Genomic DNA, 16,648 nt, shown 5'->3' on the forward strand with positions numbered 1-16,648 from the left:
ATCAGCTGGCCCTATCGCGGCCAAGGATGTTTGTTATTATGCCGCCACATCCCGCTCCTGGCTGCCACTGTGAAACAATTCATCGATTTCATCCCGCTGCTGCTGTTTTTCGTCGTCTACAAACTTGATCCGCGCAGCGTCGACATCGCCGGTCAATCCTTGACCGTAGGCGGTATCTACAGCGCCACCGCGGTGCTGATCATCAGTTCCCTGGTGGTCTACGGCGCGCTGTTCATCTCCCAGCGCAAGCTGGAAAAGAGCCAGTGGCTGACCCTGATCGCCTGCCTGGTGTTCGGCAGCCTGACGCTGGCCTTCCACAGCGAAACCTTCCTCAAATGGAAAGCCCCGGTGGTCAACTGGCTGTTCGCCCTGGCCTTCATCGGCAGCCACTTCATCGGCGACCGCCTGCTGATCAAGCGCATCATGGGCCACGCCCTGAGCCTGCCGGACGTGATCTGGACCCGGCTGAACATCGCCTGGATCGCCTTCTTCCTGTTCTGCGGGGCCGCCAACCTGTTCGTGGCGTTCACATTCCAGGACTACTGGGTCGACTTCAAGGTCTTCGGCAGCCTGGGCATGACGCTATTGTTCCTGATTGGCCAGGGCATCTACCTGTCCCGTCACTTGCACGATACCGACACCACCACGCCAAACACCGAGGACTGACATGCTCTACGCAATCATTGCCACCGACGTCGCCAACTCCCTGGAAAAACGCCTGGCCACTCGCCCCGCGCACCTTGAGCGCCTGCAACAGCTCACGGCCGAAGGCCGCGTCGTGCTGGCCGGCCCGCATCCGGCCGTAGACAGCAATGACCCGGGCGCCGCCGGTTTCACCGGCAGCCTGACCGTGGCCGAGTTCGACTCCCTCGCCGACGCGCAAGCCTGGGCCGAGGCCGACCCGTTCGTGAAGGCCGGTGTCTACGCCAGCGTCGTGGTCAAGCCGTTCAAGCAAGTCCTGCCGTAAATCCCCCAGGTGCAATGAGCCTGCACGGCTCATTGCGCTCAATTGCTCATTGTTCTCGTTTGCCTGCCGACAACCTGTCTAATCTCGATTGGAATCCAGGAGTTGCAATGCGCAAAGGTCCGTTGTGCCTGTTGTTGGTCACGTTGGCGATCGGGGCCCCCGCCCATGGCGAGGAAAGCACCGAGGGCAGTCATTCGGCGCCCCTGTCCCTGAGCGCCGGTAGCCAGATCGCCGAGCTGCAACAGCGCTTGAAAGACAGCGAGCGCCAGCGTGAAGAACTGAGCAAACAACTGCAAAACGCCGACGGCGAGCGCGAAAGTGCCTTGCTGGGCCGGTTGCGCCAGGAAAACCAGCGCCTGAAACTGCAACTCAAGGAAGCCCAGGCGAGCCCGCTGCCGCGGCTGCTGACCGATCAGCAACAATGGTTCGTGATTGGTGCCGGGGTAGCGCTATTGGCCCTGCTCTGCGGTATCTTTGCCAGCGGTGGACGCAGACGACGTCGGCAATGGCTAAATTGAGTGAGTCATGAGCGAGCTGTTACTGATAGATGATGACCAGGAGCTGTGTGAGCTCCTGGTGAGCTGGCTGGACCAGGAAGGTTTTCAGGTCCGGGCCTGCCACGATGGCCAGAGTGCCCGCAAGGCGCTGGCCGAGGCCTCCCCCGCGGCGGTCGTGCTGGATGTGATGCTGCCCGATGGCAGCGGCCTGGAACTGCTCAAGCAATTGCGCAACGACCACCCGGAATTGCCGGTGGTGATGCTCTCGGCCCGGGGCGAACCGCTGGACCGCATCCTGGGCCTGGAGCTGGGCGCCGACGATTACCTAGCCAAGCCCTGCGACCCACGTGAACTCACCGCCCGCCTGCGCGCCGTGTTGCGCCGCAGCCACCCGACGGCAGTGTCCAGCCAGATCGAACTGGGCGACCTGACCTTCAGCCCGGTACGCGGCGTGGTCAGCATCGACGAACAGGAACAGACCCTCACCGTTTCCGAAAGCCGCCTGCTCGAAGCCTTGCTCAAGCAACCGGGCGAGCCGCTGGACAAGCAGGAACTGGCGCAGATCGCCCTGGGCCGCAAGCTGACCCTCTACGATCGCAGCCTCGACATGCATGTCAGCAACCTGCGCAAGAAAATCGGCCCCCACCCCGACGGCCGCCCGCGCATCGTGGCGCTGCGCAGCCGGGGTTACTACTACAGCCTCTAGAAAATCCCCGATCCCCTGTGGCGAGGGAGCTTGCTCCCGCTGGGCTACGAAGTAGCCCCAAAATCTCACCCTGTGGCCCATCAGGCCAAACACCGTCATTGCATGGGGAGGGCTTCGCCCTCCAGCGGGAGCAAGCTCCCTCGCCACGGGGTTTGTACCGATCGTTTTGTCAGGATCATCCCAAACCGTCTTTACCCAAGCTTTACCCAGCCCTGACCGCCGCTGACCTTGCTCTGCGTAATCTGCACACATCCGGAACTGACCGGGAACGAGACAAGGAGAAACACCATGCGCAAGACCCTTATCGCTCTGATGTTCGCAGCTGCCCTGCCCACCGTTGCCATGGCCATGCCTGAAGGCCCCGGCCCGATGGGCCCGATGGACGGCCCGCGTCACGGTGGCCAGATGCACGACAAAGGCCCGTACAGCCAACTGGACCTGAGCCGCGAACAGCGCCAGCAGATCCGCAAGATCATGGACGAACAACGCCACGAACGCCGCGAGCTGGTAGAAAAGTACCTGGCCAAGTTGTCGCCCGCCGATCAGAAGGCCATGCAGGACGAAATGGCGGCCCGGCATGAAAAAGTCGACGCCCAGATCCGCGGGCTGCTCAAGCCTGAACAACAGAAAGAGTTCGACGCGATCCAGAAGAAACAGGCCGAGCGTCGCGCCGAATGGGCCGAATTCAAGGCCTGGAAAGCGCAACAGCCGCAAAAAGCGCAATAATGCGCTGAAGTCATCCAGCCCAACGGCAAACCGCCGTTGGGCTTTCTTTGTTTTCGAGGATTTACCGTGCGTTCATTGTTCTGGCGCATCCTGGCCAGTTTCTGGCTGGCCATCGCCCTGGTTGCCGGGCTGTCTATTCTCATGGGCCACATGCTGAACCAGGACGCATGGATCCTCAGTCGCCACCCGGGGCTCAACACCCTGGCTGAAGAATGGACGCAAACCTATGAAAGCCAGGGCGAGGACGCCGCGCAGGAGATCCTGCAACAGCGCAAGCGCCAGTACCACATCGACGTCCAGGTGCTCAACGAAAGCGGCGACCCGGTGGTGCGCGGCACCTTCCCGCGTCGCGCCGCGGCGTTCGAGGCCCGGCAGAACAACGACGACCGGCGCCTGCCCTGGCGGCGGCTGACCGACGAATTCACCAGCGCCAAGAGCGGCGACACGTACCTGTTCATCTATCGCATTCCCCACCCCGAACTGGATGCCTGGCACCGTGGAAGCCTGCTCTGGCCCCTCAGTGCCCTGGGAATCGCGCTGGTGGTGCTGACCTTGTTCAGCCTGCTGGTGACGCTCTCCATCACTCGCCCATTGAGCCGCCTGCGGGGCGCAGTGCACGACCTCGGCCAGGCCACCTACCAACAGAACAGCCTGGCCAAGCTGGCCGCCCGGCGAGACGAGTTCGGCGTGCTGGCCACCGACTTCAACCGCATGGGGGCCCGCTTGCAAAGCCTGATCGGCAGCCAGCGGCAACTGTTGCGCGACGTATCCCACGAGTTGCGTTCGCCCCTGGCGCGACTGCGCATTGCCCTGGCGCTGGCGGAACGGGCAAGCCCCGAGGAGCGCGAAAAACTCTGGCCGCGCCTGACCCGCGAATGCGACCGCCTGGAAGCGCTGATCAGTGAAATCCTGGTCCTGGCCCGGGTCGATGCCGACAACGCCAGCGCCGAGGACATCGAGCTGAACAGCCTGTTGGTCAACCTGCAAAAAGATGCGCAGTTGGCGTCGACAGAACAAAGCGTGCAGTTGAACGCTGAGCCGAACCTGAACCTCAAGGGCTGGCCGACCATGATCGAACGGGCCGTGGACAACCTGCTGCGCAACGCCCAGCGCTTCAACCCCGTCGGCCAGCCGATCGAAATGCGCGCGCTGCGCCAGGGGGAGCGGATCATCATCAGCGTGCGTGACCATGGGCCGGGGGTGGAAGCCGAACACCTGGGCCAGTTGGGCGAACCGTTCTACCGCGCGCCCGGGCAGACCGCCGCCGGCCACGGCCTGGGCCTGGCCATCGCCCGCCGCGCCGCCGAGCGTCACGGTGGCGCGCTGGTGCTGGCCAATCACCCTGGGGGCGGCTTCATCGCCAGCCTGGAGCTGCCATTGGTGCCCGGCGCGGTCGTTCAGCCTTAAGCGATTGGCTACGCTGCTCCACACAGGGCCTGCGGCGAACGCGGCGCCCTGTGGGAGCGGGCTCGCTCGCGAAGACACCAGCGCAGCCAGCATCCACGCAACCTGACCCACCGATTTCGCGAGCAAGCCGCCCCCACATGAAACCGTGTCCGTCGCACTGAACCAAACGATAATCCCTCTTATTCAAACTGCCCCGCCCTGTTAGACTCTGCGCCCTCGTTTCATTCATCTCCCAGGTTGCCCGATGCCGTCGTTGCCTCTTCGTCTATGCGCACTGTTCATGGCCCTGGGCCTGAGTGCCTGCGACGATGCCCCGCGTTTTACCCAGGCCGAGCCCGGTGAAGCGCGGTCCGGTGGCGCAGCGACGGTCCGCAAGACCGACCAGAACGCCTTCTCCCTGCCCTCGGCCAACCTGCCGCCGTCGAGACGTGTGGATTTCAGCGTCGGCAACAGCTTCTTCCGCAGCCCCTGGGTGATCGCCCCGTCGACCACCACCGCCCGCGATGGCCTCGGGCCGTTGTTCAACACCAACGCCTGCCAGAACTGCCACATCAAGGACGGTCGCGGTCATCCACCCGCGCCGGACGCCACCACGGCGGTGTCCATGCTGGTGCGCCTGTCGATTCCCGACGCGCCGCCCTACGCCAAGGTCATCGAACAGTTGGGGGTGGTGCCCGAACCGGTCTATGGCGGCCAGTTGCAGGACATGTCCGTGCCCGGCGTGGTGCCCGAAGGCAAGGTGCGGGTCGACTACAGCCCCGTCCCGGTACGCTTCAAGGACGGCACCCTGGTCGAACTGCGCAAGCCCACCCTGCAGATCACCCAGCTCGGCTACGGGCCGATGCACCCGGACACGCGTTTCTCCGCCCGCGTCGCACCGCCGATGATCGGCCTTGGGTTGCTGGAGGCCATCCCCGAGCAAGCCATCCTGGCGAACGCCCAGGCCCAGGCGCAGGCGAAGAACGGCATCGCCGGCCGCCCCAACCAGGTCTGGGACGATGCCCAGCAGAAAACCGTCCTGGGGCGATTCGGCTGGAAGGCCGGGCAACCCAACCTCAACCAGCAGAATGTCCACGCCTTCTCGGGCGACATGGGCCTGACCACCCGCCTGCGTCCCTTCGACGACTGCACCGAACCCCAGGTCGATTGCCGGCGAGCGCCCAATGGCAACGGCCCGGACGGTGAGCCGGAGGTCAGCGACAACATCCTTCGGCTGGTGCTGTTCTACAGCCGCAACCTCGCCGTGCCAGCCCGCCGCGAGGTGAATTCGCCCGACGTGCTGGCGGGCAAGAATCTGTTTTTCCAGGCCGGCTGCCAGTCCTGCCACACACCCAAATACACCACGTCCGCCAATGCGGCCGAGCCGGAGCTGGCCAACCAGGTCATCCGCCCCTACACCGACTTGCTGTTGCACGACATGGGTGAGGGCCTGGCTGACAACCGCAGCGAATTCAAGGCCGGTGGCCGCGACTGGCGCACGCCGCCGTTGTGGGGAATCGGCCTGACCGAAACCGTCAACGGCCATACCCAGTTCCTGCATGACGGGCGCGCCCGCAACCTGCTCGAAGCCGTGCTGTGGCATGGCGGCGAAGCACAAGCGGCGCAGCGCCAGGTTCTATCGTTCGATGCCGGGCAACGCGCCGCGTTGCTGGCCTTCCTGAATTCCCTTTAAACGTATTCTCCGACCACGGGAGCCCGACATGTTCCGTCCCAAGCTGTTGTTCACCAGCCTCGCCGCCCTGGCCCTCGGCGCCTGCTCGCCCCAGGACCCGCAAGCGGTCACCTCGGCGGCCATCGCCAAGCAAGTGATCCTGCCGACCTACAGCCGCTGGGTCGACGCCGACCGGCAGTTGGCGAGCAGCGCCCTGGCGTTCTGCCAAGGCAAGGAAACCCTGGAAACCGCCCGCGCCGATTTCCTCAAGGCGCAAAAAGCCTGGGCCGAGCTGCAACCGCTGCTCATCGGCCCGCTGGCCGAAGGCAACCGTGCCTGGCAGGTCCAGTTCTGGCCGGACAAGAAAAACCTGGTGGGCCGTCAGGTCGAGCAACTGATCAACAGCGAACCGCAGATCGACGCCGCCGGCCTGGCCAAGTCCAGTGTCGTGGTCCAGGGCCTGTCGGCCTACGAGTACCTGCTGTTCGACGCCAAGATCGACATGGCCGACGCCGCGCAAAAGGCCAAGTACTGCCCGTTGCTGATCGCCATCGGCGAACGCCAGAAACAACTGGCCGAAGAGATCCTGTCGCGCTGGAACACCAACGACGGCATGCTCGCCCAGATGAGCAAGTTCCCGAACCAGCGTTACGCCGACTCCCATGAAGCCATCGCCGATCTGCTGCGGGTCCAGGTCACCGCCCTCGACACCCTGAAGAAAAAACTCGGCACGCCAATGGGCCGCCAGAGCAAAGGGGTGCCGCAACCGTTCCAGGCCGACGCCTGGCGCAGCCAGTCCTCGCTGCAAGGCCTGGAAGCCAGCCTGAGCGCGGCCCGGACCGTCTGGGCAGGCGTGGACAACAAGGGTCTGCGCGGCCTGTTGCCCAGCGAGCAGAAGCCACTGGCCGACAAGATCGATGCCGCCTACGATGCCTCACTGAAACTGTTCGCCAGCAGCCAGCGTTCGCTGACCGAAATGCTCAACGACGACGCCGGACGCCAGCAACTCAACGATTTGTACGACAGCCTCAACGTCGTCCACCGCCTGCACGAAGGCGAACTGGCCAAGGCGTTGGGCGTTCAACTGGGCTTCAACGCCAACGACGGTGACTGATCATGCTTCGACGTCAGGCCCTGGCCCTGGGCAGCTTGCTGCTCGGCGCCGTTACCCTGGGTGGCTGGACGCTGTTCAAGCAAAAGGACAAGCAACCGCTGCTGCTTTCGGCGCGGGACGATGGTGATGGCCGGCATTACGCCGTGGGCTATCGACTGGACGGCACTCGGGCGTTCGCCACCCAGGTCGGCCAGCGCTGCCACGACATCATCAACCACCCCACCCGGCCGATCGCCTTGTTCGTCGCCCGTCGCCCAGGCACCGAAAGCTACCTGATCGACCTGCGCGACGGTACGCTGCTGCAAACCGTCACCTCGCTGCCCGACCGGCATTTCTATGGTCACGCAGTGATCCACCGCGGCGGCGAGTGGTTGTACGCCACCGAGAACGATACCCGCGATCCGGGGCGCGGCCTGTTGGGCGTGTACCGATTCGAAGGCGAACGGCTGGTCCACAGCGGCGAAATCCCCACCCACGGCATCGGCCCGCACCAGGTGTCCTGGATGCCCGACGGCGAGACCCTGGTGGTGGCGAACGGTGGCATCCGGACCGAAGCCGAGAGCCGGGTCGAGATGAACCTCGATGCCATGGAACCGAGCCTGGTGCTGATGCAGCGTGACGGCACGCTGCTGAGCAAGGAAACCCTGCCCCAGTCGATGAACAGCGTGCGGCACCTGGGCATCGCCAGCGACGGCACCATCGTTTCCGGCCAGCAGTTCATGGGCGATGCCCACGAGTCTTCGCAACTGGTGGCGATCAAGCGACCGGGCGAGCCGTTCCAGGCCTTCCCGGTGCCCGAGCAGCAATTGCAGGCGATGGGGCACTACACCGCCAGTGTCGCCGTGCACAGCGAGCTGCGCCTGGTAGCCCTGACCGCACCCCGTGGCAACCGTTTCTTCATCTGGGACCTGGACACCGGTGAAGCGCGCCTGGATGCCCCCCTGCCAGACTGCGCGGGCGTGGGCGCCGTGGCCGACGGTTTCGTCGTCACGTCGGGCCAGGGGCGTTGCCGCTACTACGATTGTCGGCAGACACAACTGGTTGCAAAGCCGCTCGATCTGCCCGCGGGGCTCTGGGACAACCATTTGCATCTGGTCTGAAGCCAATGTGCAGCTTACGGGCGCCAAGCGCCCGTAAATCCAGGAATAATCCCACACGACACAGCGCCCATGTCCGTCTGGAAACCCCGCCGCACTCGGAGTAATGTGCCCGCCTGATTGTCTTTTCTCTCGGTTCTTTCCAAGGAAGTGGAACATGCTGCGACGCCGCATGCTGATCATGTTGGGTGTTGTCCTGCTGGTGGTGCTGTTGCTGGCCGGCTACAAGGCCTTCTCCGTCTACCAGCAGATCCAGATGTTTTCTGCGCCGAAACCACCGGTCAGCGTGGCCGTGGCCACGGCTACCGAGCAGCCCTGGCAGGCCCGCCTGCCCGCCGTCGGCAGCCTAAAGGCCCTGCAAGGCGTCGACCTGAGCCTGGAAAATTCCGGGACCGTGCAGAAGGTGCTGTTCCAGTCCGGCCAGAAGGTCAAGGTCGGCCAACCGCTCCTGCAACTCGACAGCGACGTCGAAAGTGCCTTGCTGCAAACCGCCGAGGCCGATCTTGGCCTGTCGCAACTGGACTTCGGACGCGGCCGACAACTGGTCGGCAGCCAGGCGATTTCCAAGGGCGAGTTCGACCGACTCTCGGCGCAAATGAAAAAGAACCAGGCCACGGTCAATCAACTCAAGGCCTCGCTGGCCAAGAAACAGATCCTCGCGCCCTTCAACGGCACCATCGGCATTCGCCGGGTGGACGTCGGCGACTATCTGGCCAGCGGCACGGTCATCGCCACCCTGCAAGACCTCAGCAGCCTGTATGTGGATTTCTACGTGCCCGAGCAAACGGTGCCCAGGCTTGCCGTTGCCCAGCCGGTCAATGTCACCGTAGCGGCCTATCCCGGGCAAACCTTCGTCGGCGCCATCAGCGCGATCAACCCCAAGGTCGAGGACAGCACCCGCAACGTGCTGGTGCGCGCGACCCTGGCCAACCCCGATGGCAAGCTGCTGCCGGGCATGTTCGCCGACCTGCAGGTGATCCTGCCGGAGGTGGCCAATGCTGTCGTCGTGCCGGAAAGCGCCGTGACCTACACCCTCTATGGCAACTCCATGTACGTGGTCACGCAAAAGAAGGCCGCCGATGGCAGCGTCGAGAAGGATGACAAGGACCAGCCGGTGCTGATCGCCGAGCGGCGCTTCGTCGAGACCGGTGAGCGCCGTGATGGAAAGGTCCTGGTTTCCAAGGGCGTGCAGAGCGGTGAACAGGTCGTGATCGCCGGCCAGATCAAGCTCGACAACGGTACGACCATCGCCATCGGCGACGACAAGACCCTGACCGAACAGAACAGCCCGCCGCGCGCGGACTGATCAAGGAATCCCCATGGCTTTTACCGATCCGTTCATCCGCCGCCCGGTGCTCGCCACCGTGGTCAGCCTGTTGATCGTGCTGCTGGGCTTCCAGGCCTGGAGCAAGTTGCCCTTGCGCCAGTACCCGCAGATGGAAAACGCCCTGATCACGGTGACCACCGCCTACCCCGGGGCCAACGCCGAGACCATCCAGGGCTACATCACCCAGCCGATGCAGCAAAGCCTGGCCAGTGCCGAAGGCATCGACTACATGACCTCGGTCAGTCGCCAGAACTTCTCGGTGATCTCGGTCTACGCCCGCATCGGTTCCAACAGCGACCGGCTCTTCACCGAACTGCTGGCCAAGGCCAACGAGGTCAAGAACCAGTTACCCCAGGACGCCGAGGACCCGGTACTCAGCCGTGAGGCCGCCGACGCCTCCGCGCTGATGTACATCAGCTTCTTCAGCAAGGAACTGAACAACCCGCAGATCACCGACTACCTGTCACGGGTGATCCAGCCCAAGCTGGCGACGTTGCCGGGCATGGCCGAAGCCGAGATCCTCGGCAACCAGGTCTTCGCCATGCGCCTGTGGCTCGATCCCGTCAAGCTCGCCGGTTTCGGCCTGACCGCCACCGACGTGACCAATGCCGTGCGCCAGCAGAACTTCCTCTCCGCCGCCGGCGAGGTAAAAGGCGAGTACGTGGTCACCAGCATCAACGCCAACACCGAACTCAAGTCAGCCGAGGCCTTCGCCGCGATCCCACTCAAGACCGAGGGCGACAGCCGCGTGTTGCTGCGGGATGTGGCGCGGGTGGAAATGGGCGCCGAGAACTACGACACCATCAGCTCCTTCGGCGGTACGCCGTCGGTGTACATCGGGATCAAGGCCACGCCGGGCGCGAACCCGCTGGACGTGATCAAGGAGGTGCGCAAGCTCATGCCGGAGCTGGAGGCCCAGCTACCGACCAACCTCAAGGCCGAGATCGCCTACGACGCCACCCTGTTCATCCAGGCCTCCATCGACGAAGTGGTGAAGACCCTGTTCGAGGCGGTGCTGATCGTCATCGTCGTGGTGTTCCTGTTCCTGGGCGCCCTGCGCTCGGTGCTGATCCCGGTGGTGACCATCCCGCTGTCGATGATCGGCGTGATGTTCTTCATGCAGTTGATGGGCTACTCGATGAACCTGCTGACGCTGCTGGCCATGGTGCTTGCCATCGGTCTGGTGGTGGACGATGCCATTGTGGTGGTGGAAAACATCCACCGGCACATCGAGGAAGGCAAGAGCCCCTTCGACGCCGCATTGGAAGGTGCACGGGAAATCGCCATGCCGGTGGTCTCGATGACCATCACCCTGGCGGCGGTGTATGCGCCGATCGGCCTGCTCGAAGGGCTGACGGGGGCCTTGTTCAAGGAGTTCGCCCTCACCCTGGCCGGGGCGGTGGTGATTTCCGGGATCGTCGCCCTGACGCTGTCGCCCATGATGTGCGCAATGCTGCTGCGCCACGACGAAAACCCCACGGGGTTGGCCCACCGCCTGGACATGGTCTTCGAACGCCTGAAGGGCCGCTACCAGCGCATGCTCCATGGCACCCTCGATGCGCGCCCGGTGGTGCTGGTGTTCGCCGTGATCATCCTGCTCCTGATCCCGGTGCTGATCATGTTCACCAAGTCCGAACTGGCCCCCGACGAGGACCAGGGCATCATCTTCATGATGGCCAACTCCCCGAAGACGACCAACCTCGACTACCTGAACGCCTACACCGATCACTTCATCACGATCTTCAAGGAGTTCCCCGAGTACTACTCCTCGTTCCAGATCAACGGCTACAACGGCGTACAGTCCGGCATCGGCGGCTTCCTGCTCAAGCCCTGGAACGAGCGCAGCCGCACCCAGATGGAAATCCTGCCCGAGGTCCAGGCCAAGCTCGAAAGCATCCCCGGCTTGCAGATCTTCGGCTTCAACCTGCCATCGCTGCCGGGCACCGGCGAAGGCCTGCCGTTCGCCTTCGTCATCAACTCTCCGAAGGATTACGCCACCCTGCTGCAAATCGCCGAACGGGTGAAGAACCGCGCGATGGCGTCCGGCAAGTTCGCCTTCATGGACATCGACCTGGCGTTCGACAAACCTGAAGTCGTGGTCGATATCGACCGCGCCAAGGCGGCCCAGATGGGCGTCTCGATGCAGGACCTGGGCGGCACCCTCGCGACCCTGCTGGGGGAAGCCGAGATCAACCGCTTCACCCTCGAAGGACGCAGCTACAAGGTCATCGCCCAGGTTGAACGGCCGTTTCGCGACAACCCCGACTGGCTGAACAACTACTACGTGAAGAACACCCAGGGCGAACTGCTGCCGCTGTCGACCCTGATCAAGGTCAGCGACCGGGCACGGCCACGGCAGTTGAACCAGTTCCAGCAGCTCAATGCGGTCACGATCTCGGGCTTTCCCGTCGTGAGCATGGGCGAAGCCATCGAGACGGTCCGCCAGATCGCCCGGGAAGAAGCGCCGGCAGGGTTCGCCTTCGATTACGCCGGGGCTTCGCGACAGTTCGTACAGGAAGGCAGCGCCCTGTGGGTCACCTTTGGCCTGGCCCTGGCGATCATCTTCCTGGTGCTGGCCGCCCAGTTCGAAAGCTTCCGCGACCCGCTGGTGATCCTGGTGACGGTGCCTCTGTCGATTTGCGGCGCCTTGATTCCGCTCTTCCTGGGCTGGTCAAGCATGAACATCTACACCCAGGTGGGCCTGGTGACGCTGATCGGCCTGATCAGCAAGCACGGCATCCTGATCGTCGAGTTTGCCAACCAGTTGCGCAAGGAACAGGGCCTGAGCCCAAGGGAAGCCGTGGAACAGGCCGCCTCGATCCGTCTACGGCCGGTGCTGATGACCACCGCGGCAATGGTATTCGGCATGGTACCGCTCATCCTCGCGACAGGCGCCGGGGCGGTGAGCCGCTTCGACATCGGCACGGTCATCGCCACCGGGATGTCGATTGGCACCTTGTTCACCCTGTTCGTGCTGCCCTGCGTCTACACGCTGCTGGCCAAACCGGACAAGAACCGAGAACACGCCAGTCTCTGATCTTTTGCGCTGGGGCCTCTAGCTCTTGGCTCTGGCTCTGGCTCTGGCTCTGGCTCTGGCTCTGGCTCTGGCTCTGGCTTTGGCTCTTGTGGCGAGGGAGCTTGCTCCCGCTGGAGCGCGAAGCGGTCCCCTCCGACCAACGGTCTCCCCACGGCAACGGCTTCGCAGCCGAACGGGAGCAAGCTCCCTCGCCACAGGTCCAGCCGTCACGGTTGAAAATCAAACGCCCAAAGATAAAGGCCTCGCATATGCGAGGCCTTTATCTAGACGTCATCATCCTCAACTCTGCGGCCTCATCCCTTGGGAAAGACTGAACATGAACAGCAGCAGATCATTGTCCGGCCGGGTCACTTCGCTGACCTTTGCCACCCGTGGCAAAGGGCACTGCGCATCCACCTTGGAAACGTTGAGGATCTGCGAGCGTGGCTGCTCCCACACAGCCACCGCCATCGACGCAACTGCCAGGGCTCCAACTAAAAACACACCTCTAGCAATTTCTAGTTTCATCGCTATAAACCTTTGATAGCGCTGCCAAACGCCGTCTCGTAAAAGTAGACGAGTTTTTTCCAGTCGGCGTCGCTGAACGACGAATGGCGCCGCAACTGCTTCATGTCATGGGAGGCCGCCTGCCGGGCCGTCATGCGCCGGCGGCACTTCTCCAGGTCCAGCAGCGCCACCTCCGGCTTGGCCGCCTCGCCCTCCCCAGTCACGCGCACGAAGACGTGCTTGATGTAGATGCAGCTGTGTTGCCAACGCCCCCTGTGCATGCGGGCCAGGTTCCCGGCCAGTTCCTGGAGGATCTGGTCATGCACCGCTTCGCCATGACGCTCGCGACCGCCACCGGCATACCAGTGTTCGATCTCCTCGAAACCTTCGAGCGCACGGGTCACCAATAACGCCCGCCATTTATGCTCGGGGTCCGGCTGGGCTCCACAGAACACCAGCTCGGGCACCCGGACATTGAGTCGAGGCAACGCCAGGAGCGCGTCCTGCTCGCGTAATACCGTCGGACGCCCGAACGGGTGCAGCCAACTGCGATAGATGTGCCCGGTCTGGCGCTTGGCATACAGCAACTCGCCGTCCTTGCTGGTGATCCGTTGTACGCCGCTCTCGCCGCCACGTCGTACGTTGGGCTCCTCCACCCACTCACCCTGCAAGCTCCAAAAATAATCGAAACTGTCGCGGGGGATACCTGATGCCTCTGCTACCTGCACAACCATGCTTTTACCTCTTGCGTAATACATAAACTCGCCACATGGCATAGAGCGGTAGGAAATCCAGTCGTTCCTGAATACGGAACCCAGCCTGGCGAAATTCCTCTTCTACTGTAGCAACCGGTAACACAAATCGATTTTGGTAGTCTTTCTGCCCACGGGTGCGTTCCTGGCGCTTGCGTTTCCAGGCCTTGAAATTACCGTCGACCCACAATGAAACAATCACGCTGTCGCGGCTGACCCGCTCGAATTCCTTGAGGATCGCCAGGCGGTGCGCGGATTCACCGATGTGGTGCAGCAGCCGCATGCAAAAAATGCTGTCGACGGCGTTATCAGGCAAGGCAATGTCGAACGCAGATGTGTGCAAGGGTTGTACCCGTTTCACCACATCGGCCGGTTGAGATGTCATGGCCGTCTTGAGCATGGCCTCGGAATTGTCGGCGCCGATGATCACCCGGTTCGGTTTTTCGGCCAGCAAAGGCCAGAAACGCCCGGCACCGCAAGGCAGGTCCAACACCAGCCCCGGATCGCCGACAAGCGCCAACGCTCGGCGAGCCAGCTGTTGATCCCGCTGGTTGGACAGGCGACGGCTCATGCCGCTGCGATGCTTATGGAAATATTTGCGAGCATGCTGCTCGTCGTATTTCTCGGAAAAATCCAGCTTGATGGGTTTGGACATTGAGGGGGCCTCCATTACAGATGGGCCCCACCTTATGAATCGGCATGTCATCTCTTTGTGAAAACAAAGTCATGTTGATGCCACCAATAGTTACAAGATTTGTCCACAAGCCCCCTTATCCCGTCGGGTTCAACTGCACTTCAAAACGGCAGCCGTTAGGCTCCATCGTGCTGAGGCTCACGGTCCAGCCCTGGTTTTCGCAGATCCGCTGCACCAGCGACAGCCCCAGTCCCAAGCCCTCGCCGCGCTGCTCGTTACCGCGCACGAACGGCTCGAACATCGCCTCGCGCTTCTCTTCGGGGATGCCCACGCCGCTGTCTTCCACCACGAAACCGGTGGCGGTCAGCGAAAGACGGATAAACCCCTGGTCGGTGTAGTGCAGGGCGTTGCGTAGCAGGTTTCCCATCACGGCGGTCAGGAAGGTGGCGTTGTAGAGCGTCTCAAGGGTCTGCCCCGGTTCGAAGATCAGCGTCAGGCCCTTGGATTCGATGGGCGCGCGCCACACCCCGAGAAGGTTCTCGGCCACCTGCGCGAGGGTCGCCCGAGGTGACATGCCGTTGTCTTCGCGCCGAGCCCTGGCGAGCATCAGGAAGGTCTGGACCAACTCTCGCATTTCCTCACTGGCGCGGTTGATCCGCTCGACCTGGGTGCGACCGCGCTGATCCAGCGCCGGGTTTTCCAGCAACAGTTCGCACGAGGTCGCCAGGACCATCAACGGCGTACGCAACTCGTGGCTCACATCACTGGTGAACAAACGCTCGCGGGTCAGGGCCTGGCGTAGCTGGCCCAGCGTGGCGTCGAACGCCACGGCCAGTTCGCCCACTTCATCGGCCGCGTAATCCGGCGCCAGCGGTGGGGCCAGACCAAGCAACTGGTCGCGGTGCCGCACTTGCCGGGCCAGGCGAACCACAGGCGCCATGACCCGACGGGCCAGGACCCACCCCAGGAACACCGCCAGCGCCAGGCTGAGCACAAAGCCCACCAGCACCACGGCGAACAGCACCCGTTCGCGCTCTTCGAAGTCGCTCTGGTCCTGGAGCAGGACGTAGTGGCGGCCGTCCACGATCTCGACCATGGCGTGATAGGACAGCTGTTCGCGAAACACTTCGTGGAACCCGCGCTCCAGATGGCGCAGGTCCTTGGGCAGCTCGAAATCCCCGGGGCCGCCGCTGAAATAGAACAACTGGTCGGGTTCCGGGCGATGGTTCCAGTCCGAGACGCTGTCCATCAACAACAGGCGCTGCAGGTCGCCACCGAGCCCGGCGGAAATCAGTTTTTCTTCAACCAGGTGGACCGTCGCCACGATCCCCATGGCGAACGCCCCTGCCACCAATGCGCTCATCAACGCAAAGGCGATGATGATCCGCTGGGCAAGGCTTTGCTTAAACTCCATCGCGCCCCTCGGCCAAGCGATAACCGACGCCGTGCACAGTGTGCAGCAAGGGTTTTTCGAACGGTTTGTCGATCACCTGGCGCAGTTGATGGACATGGCTGCGCAGGCTGTCGCTGTCCGGACAATCATCGCCCCAGAGCGCTTCTTCGAGGATTTCCCGGCGCAACACATGGGGGCTTTTCTGCATCAGCACCGCCAGCAGCTTCAGGCCGACCGGGTTGAGCTTGAGCAGCTTGCCTTCGCGGGTCACTTCCAGGGTGTCGAGGTCGTAGCTCAGGTCACCGACCTGCAACGCCCGCCGTCCACCCCCCTGGGCCCGGCGCATGACCGCCTCGATCCGCGCAGCCAGTTCCGACAGGGCAAAAGGCTTGATCAGGTAATCGTCGGCCCCGGACTTGAAGCCTTGCAGGCGATCGTCCAACTGGTCCCGGGCGGTGAGCATGATCACCGGCGTGTCGCGGCGGGCGTCTTCACGCAGGCGCTTGCACAAGGTGTAGCCGTCGATGCCCGGCAGCATGATGTCGAGCACGATCAGGTCGTAGTGCTCGGTCGCCGCCAGGTGCAACCCCGACAGACCGTCCTGGGCACAATCGACGGTGTAGCCCTTGAGCCCCAGGTAGTCGGCCAGGTTGGCCAGGATGTCGCGGTTGTCTTCGACCAATAGAATTCGCATGGGCACCTCTGCGTATACGGGGAACGGCCGTCTTGGCCCGCGCAGCTTACGGCCAAGTGTGGCTCACCGCTAGGATTGTGTCTGCTCGTGTCTTCACTGGACCGCTCCCGAACACAGCCTTGGGCAAGCCTTGACGACTTTTTCACCCAACCTTCACACC

16 protein-coding genes are annotated in these 16,648 nt (G+C 63.3%); 11 read left to right on the forward strand and 5 right to left on the reverse strand.

The window, feature by feature from the left end:
• The first annotated feature begins 69 nt into the window (after positions 1-69).
• From V3H56_RS20805 to V3H56_RS20855, 11 genes are all read left to right on the forward strand, one after another.
• Positions 70-666 (forward strand): septation protein A, encoded by a 597-nt coding sequence (locus tag V3H56_RS20805; RefSeq protein WP_042729504.1) that lies wholly within the window; start codon positions 70-72, stop codon positions 664-666.
• A 1-nt stretch (position 667) separates the two neighbouring features.
• Positions 668-967, forward strand: a complete 300-nt coding sequence (locus V3H56_RS20810) for a YciI family protein (protein WP_042729505.1) — start codon at positions 668-670, stop codon at positions 965-967.
• Positions 968-1,074: 107 nt separating this feature from the next.
• Positions 1,075-1,485 (forward strand): translation initiation factor 2, encoded by a 411-nt coding sequence (locus tag V3H56_RS20815; RefSeq protein WP_042729506.1) that lies wholly within the window; start codon positions 1,075-1,077, stop codon positions 1,483-1,485.
• A 7-nt stretch (positions 1,486-1,492) separates the two neighbouring features.
• Complete coding sequence (locus tag V3H56_RS20820) at positions 1,493-2,170, forward strand: response regulator transcription factor (RefSeq protein WP_338473833.1); 678 nt, start codon at positions 1,493-1,495, stop codon at positions 2,168-2,170.
• 288 nt (positions 2,171-2,458) lie between these two features.
• On the forward strand, positions 2,459-2,896 hold the full coding sequence (locus V3H56_RS20825) for a Spy/CpxP family protein refolding chaperone (RefSeq protein WP_042731587.1): 438 nt from the start codon (positions 2,459-2,461) through the stop codon (positions 2,894-2,896).
• A 66-nt stretch (positions 2,897-2,962) separates the two neighbouring features.
• Positions 2,963-4,303: a HAMP domain-containing sensor histidine kinase gene (locus V3H56_RS20830; protein WP_042731588.1), complete on the forward strand. Its 1,341-nt coding sequence runs from the start codon at positions 2,963-2,965 to the stop codon at positions 4,301-4,303.
• A gap of 244 nt (positions 4,304-4,547) precedes the next feature.
• Entirely contained in the window at positions 4,548-5,975 is a 1,428-nt protein-coding gene (locus V3H56_RS20835) for a di-heme oxidoredictase family protein (protein ID WP_338473834.1), read from the forward strand.
• Between the two features lie 28 nt (positions 5,976-6,003).
• On the forward strand, positions 6,004-7,068 hold the full coding sequence (locus V3H56_RS20840; protein WP_042731590.1) for an imelysin family protein: 1,065 nt from the start codon (positions 6,004-6,006) through the stop codon (positions 7,066-7,068).
• Between the two features lie 2 nt (positions 7,069-7,070).
• Entirely contained in the window at positions 7,071-8,168 is a 1,098-nt protein-coding gene (locus V3H56_RS20845; protein ID WP_042731591.1) for a DUF1513 domain-containing protein, read from the forward strand.
• Positions 8,169-8,322: 154 nt separating this feature from the next.
• The gene (locus V3H56_RS20850; RefSeq protein ID WP_042731592.1) at positions 8,323-9,471 is read left to right on the forward strand and encodes an efflux RND transporter periplasmic adaptor subunit; all 1,149 of its coding nucleotides are present in this window, start codon (positions 8,323-8,325) and stop codon (positions 9,469-9,471) included.
• Between the two features lie 13 nt (positions 9,472-9,484).
• A complete protein-coding gene (locus V3H56_RS20855; protein WP_047736588.1) occupies positions 9,485-12,529 on the forward strand; it encodes a multidrug efflux RND transporter permease subunit in 3,045 nt (1,014 codons plus the stop codon).
• Positions 12,530-12,808: 279 nt separating this feature from the next.
• Here the strand turns inward: V3H56_RS20855 and V3H56_RS20860 are convergent, their stop codons facing one another.
• The 5 genes from V3H56_RS20860 to colR form a co-directional block, all read right to left on the reverse strand.
• The gene (locus tag V3H56_RS20860; RefSeq protein WP_042729372.1) at positions 12,809-13,036 is read right to left on the reverse strand and encodes a hypothetical protein; all 228 of its coding nucleotides are present in this window, start codon (positions 13,034-13,036) and stop codon (positions 12,809-12,811) included.
• A gap of 2 nt (positions 13,037-13,038) precedes the next feature.
• Positions 13,039-13,749: a lipopolysaccharide kinase InaA family protein gene (locus tag V3H56_RS20865; protein ID WP_042729371.1), complete on the reverse strand. Its 711-nt coding sequence runs from the start codon at positions 13,747-13,749 to the stop codon at positions 13,039-13,041.
• A 4-nt stretch (positions 13,750-13,753) separates the two neighbouring features.
• A complete protein-coding gene (locus V3H56_RS20870) occupies positions 13,754-14,422 on the reverse strand; it encodes a class I SAM-dependent methyltransferase (RefSeq protein WP_042729370.1) in 669 nt (222 codons plus the stop codon).
• Between the two features lie 115 nt (positions 14,423-14,537).
• Complete coding sequence (locus V3H56_RS20875) at positions 14,538-15,815, reverse strand: HAMP domain-containing sensor histidine kinase (protein ID WP_042729369.1); 1,278 nt, start codon at positions 15,813-15,815, stop codon at positions 14,538-14,540.
• Positions 15,805-16,488: a two-component system response regulator ColR gene (colR, locus tag V3H56_RS20880; protein ID WP_024779529.1), complete on the reverse strand. Its 684-nt coding sequence runs from the start codon at positions 16,486-16,488 to the stop codon at positions 15,805-15,807. Before colR ends, V3H56_RS20875 begins: the two co-directional genes overlap by 11 nt.
• Positions 16,489-16,648: the final 160 nt, after the last annotated feature.

This window comes from Pseudomonas sp. MS646 (genome assembly GCF_036693845.1).
GTDB classification, from domain to species: Bacteria; Pseudomonadota; Gammaproteobacteria; order Pseudomonadales; family Pseudomonadaceae; genus Aquipseudomonas; species Aquipseudomonas chlororaphis_E.

Bases quoted from the DNA above. Each gene is read 5' to 3' on its own strand.
- V3H56_RS20865 (WP_042729371.1), bottom strand. From the start codon at position 13,749: ATGGTTGTGCAGGTAGCAGAGGCATCAGGTATCCCCCGCGACAGTTTC.
- V3H56_RS20835 (WP_338473834.1), top strand. From the start codon at position 4,548: ATGCCGTCGTTGCCTCTTCGTCTATGCGCACTGTTCATGGCCCTGGGC.
- V3H56_RS20875 (WP_042729369.1), bottom strand. From the start codon at position 15,815: ATGGAGTTTAAGCAAAGCCTTGCCCAGCGGATCATCATCGCCTTTGCG.
- V3H56_RS20860 (WP_042729372.1), bottom strand. From the start codon at position 13,036: ATGAAACTAGAAATTGCTAGAGGTGTGTTTTTAGTTGGAGCCCTGGCA.
- V3H56_RS20820 (WP_338473833.1), top strand. From the start codon at position 1,493: ATGAGCGAGCTGTTACTGATAGATGATGACCAGGAGCTGTGTGAGCTC.
- colR (WP_024779529.1), bottom strand. From the start codon at position 16,488: ATGCGAATTCTATTGGTCGAAGACAACCGCGACATCCTGGCCAACCTG.
- V3H56_RS20810 (WP_042729505.1), top strand. From the start codon at position 668: ATGCTCTACGCAATCATTGCCACCGACGTCGCCAACTCCCTGGAAAAA.
- V3H56_RS20825 (WP_042731587.1), top strand. From the start codon at position 2,459: ATGCGCAAGACCCTTATCGCTCTGATGTTCGCAGCTGCCCTGCCCACC.
- V3H56_RS20815 (WP_042729506.1), top strand. From the start codon at position 1,075: ATGCGCAAAGGTCCGTTGTGCCTGTTGTTGGTCACGTTGGCGATCGGG.
- V3H56_RS20840 (WP_042731590.1), top strand. From the start codon at position 6,004: ATGTTCCGTCCCAAGCTGTTGTTCACCAGCCTCGCCGCCCTGGCCCTC.
- V3H56_RS20870 (WP_042729370.1), bottom strand. From the start codon at position 14,422: ATGTCCAAACCCATCAAGCTGGATTTTTCCGAGAAATACGACGAGCAG.
- V3H56_RS20855 (WP_047736588.1), top strand. From the start codon at position 9,485: ATGGCTTTTACCGATCCGTTCATCCGCCGCCCGGTGCTCGCCACCGTG.
- V3H56_RS20845 (WP_042731591.1), top strand. From the start codon at position 7,071: ATGCTTCGACGTCAGGCCCTGGCCCTGGGCAGCTTGCTGCTCGGCGCC.
- V3H56_RS20850 (WP_042731592.1), top strand. From the start codon at position 8,323: ATGCTGCGACGCCGCATGCTGATCATGTTGGGTGTTGTCCTGCTGGTG.